Raw genomic sequence first — 1,684 nt, forward strand, 5'->3', positions numbered from 1 at the left:
CTCGTCGCCGAAGACCTGGCCCCATTCGCCGAAGCTTTTGTTCGAGGTCAGCAAGGTCGAGCCCTTCTCATACCGCTTCGAGATGACCTGGAAGACCAGGTTGGCCTCGGCGCGTTCCAGGGGCTGGTAGCCCACTTCGTCGATCACCAGGACGTTCGGGCGTAGGTAGGTCTGCAGCTTGCGAGCCAGGCGCCCGATCGCGTCGGCGGCTTTGAGGTGGCGGACCATGTCGTCGAGGGTGGTGAAGTAGACGGTGAACCCGGCCCGGCAGGCCGCGACCGCGAGAGCGACGGCGATATGAGTCTTGCCGACCCCGGGCGGGCCGAGCAGGGCGACGTTCGCGTGAGCCTGCACGAACGCGAGGGTGGCCAACTCGCGGATTTTCCGGGGGTCCAGCTCGGGTTGGAAGCTGAAGTCGTAGTCGTCGAGGGTCTTGTGGTGCGGCAGCTTCGACAGGCGCAGTCCGGCGCGGAAGCGACGGTCGTCGCGGACGGCGAGTTCTTCCTGCAGGACCAGATCGAGGAAGTCGAGGTAGCTCATCGCGTCAGCGTCGGCGCGTTTGGCCAGCTCGTGCAGGGTGATCGACAGGTGTGGCAGGCCGAGCTTGGCGGCGCTGGCCTGGATGCGGCTGGTGACCAACTCAGTCACTGCGAGACGTCCTTCAGGTGGGTGCGGGCAGGCGTGAACGGACTCGTGCCGGCGATCTGGTCATAGACCGACAGCGGGCGGGCGGCGACGGTGACCTGCGCGGCGGCGGCCCGGGTAAGTAGAGCCTGCAGCGGGCCGCTGGCGGGCCGGTCCCGGCGGCGTGGTTGTGGCGGGGTGTCGCCGGTGGTGACCGCGCGGGTGTGCCCGTCGGGCAGACCATCCCAGTGCGCTTCGTCGACGACGCGGGCGCCGCGACCGACCGCGCGGGGATGGCTGGCCAGTAGCGTGTCCCCACTCGGATCGGGTGTGGTGGCGTGGATGGTGATCGTGGCGGCGCTCGCGCGGATCTCGACCAGCTGCCGGTGCCGGACCCGGCGGGCCGGCACCGAGTAGAGGTTACCGGCGTAGGCGACCAGGCAGTCCTTGCCGACGTGCCGCAGGTGCCTGTCGGTGACCACGTACGGCCGGTTCGGGATCGGCCGTAGCGCGGCGTGGTCGCGGGCCGCCCGGACCCCGATGACCTCGCCGTGGGTCCGGTGCGTGCGGGAACGCCGGTCCGGCACCCACGCCATGAACGCGGCGTCCAGCTCCTCGATCGAGGCGAACCCACGACCGGCCAGGACATGATCACGAACGATGGTGACCTGCCGCTCGACGCGTCCTTTCCCGGTCGGCCGGTAGGCTGCGAGGACGTCGATGTCGAAGTCGTAGTGCCCGGCGAACCCGACCGCTTCGGGATGCAACGGGACCGCCAGCCCGGGGGCGACGTGTCGGCGGACCACGGTCTTGGTCCGGTCGTAGACGATCGAACCCGGTACCCCGCCGAAGTGCGCGAACGCCCGCCGGTGGCAGTCCCAGAACGCGGCCAGGTCCTGGCTGGTGGTGAAACAGCAGAACGGATCCCGCGAGTACGACAGCACCATGTGGAACGAGTAGACCTTCGCGACCCCGACATGGGCCAGGATGCCGCCCTCGTCGCCCCAGTCCACCTGGGCCTGCGCGCCGGGAACGACCTCGAACCGGCGGTGCAGCCCGG

The 1,684-nt window shown here is 69.7% G+C and carries 2 protein-coding genes; both read right to left on the minus strand.

Annotated elements, in window-relative coordinates:
• A partial coding sequence (istB, locus tag ACFQS1_RS40350; protein ID WP_378978338.1) for an IS21-like element helper ATPase IstB occupies window positions 1–648 on the minus strand: 648 nt, incomplete at its 3' end.
• On the minus strand, window positions 645–1,684 hold a 1,040-nt coding region (gene istA, locus ACFQS1_RS40355; RefSeq protein ID WP_378978340.1), incomplete at its 5' end, for an IS21 family transposase. The genes istB and istA, both read right to left, overlap by 4 nt.

The organism is Paractinoplanes rhizophilus (genome assembly GCF_042664765.1).
GTDB classification, from domain to species: domain Bacteria; phylum Actinomycetota; class Actinomycetes; order Mycobacteriales; family Micromonosporaceae; genus Actinoplanes; species Actinoplanes rhizophilus.